Here is an 854-nt window from a genome sequence, read left to right on the forward strand (position 1 = left end):
GAGGCGATCAAGCGCTTGAAGCCGGTCGACTGCACGACCAACCCCACCCTGGTGAAGAAAGCGCTGGACCTGCCGGTATACGCCGATCTCATCGAGAGCGCGCTGGCCTGGGGCCGCGAGCAGGCGGGCGAGCGCGAGACCATCGTGCACGCGGTGGCCGATCGCCTGACCGTGGGCGTGGGCACCCTGCTCAGCACCCTGGTGCCCGGCCGGGTCTCGACCGAGGTCGATGCCGACCAGGCGCACGACACCGCGGCCACGGTGGCCAAGGCGCGTCAGTTCATCGCCATGTACGACGCGGCCGGCGTGCCGCGCAGCAAGGTGCTGATCAAGATCGCGGCAACCTGGGAAGGCGTGGAAGCGGCACGTCAGCTGCAGGCCGAAGGGATCGACTGCAATCTGACGCTGATCTTCAATCCCACCCAGGCGCTGGCCTGCAGCGAGGCCGGGGCGTTCCTGATTTCGCCGTTCGTGGGCCGCATCCTGGATTGGTACGTGGCCAACGGCCAGGCGCCGGCCAGCATCGATGAAGACCCGGGCGTGGTGTTCGTGCGCGGCGTGTATGCCGAGTTCAAGCGCCGTGGTTCGCCGACGGTGGTGATGGGTGCGTCGTTCCGTTCGACGGCGCAGATCGAGGCGCTGGCCGGCTGCGATCGCCTGACGATTTCGCCGGACCTGCTGGAGGCGCTGGACGCCGATCATGGCCAGCTGCCGCGCAAGCTGGTGGCCGGTGCGGCCGAGTCGGTGCAGGTGACGCCGATCGATGCGGCGCGCTTTGCGGCGGATCTGGCGGCCGACCCGATGGCGACGGAGAAGCTGGCCAGCGGCATCGATGCGTTCGCCAAGGATCTGGA

The 854-nt window shown here is 68.7% G+C and carries 1 protein-coding gene; it reads left to right on the top strand.

From position 1 onward, the window contains the following. On the top strand, positions 1-854 hold an 854-nt coding region (locus ABE546_RS18580; RefSeq protein ID WP_346464660.1), incomplete at both ends, for a transaldolase family protein.

The organism is Stenotrophomonas sp. TWI377 (genome assembly GCF_039674525.1).
Lineage (GTDB): Bacteria > Pseudomonadota > Gammaproteobacteria > Xanthomonadales > Xanthomonadaceae > Stenotrophomonas.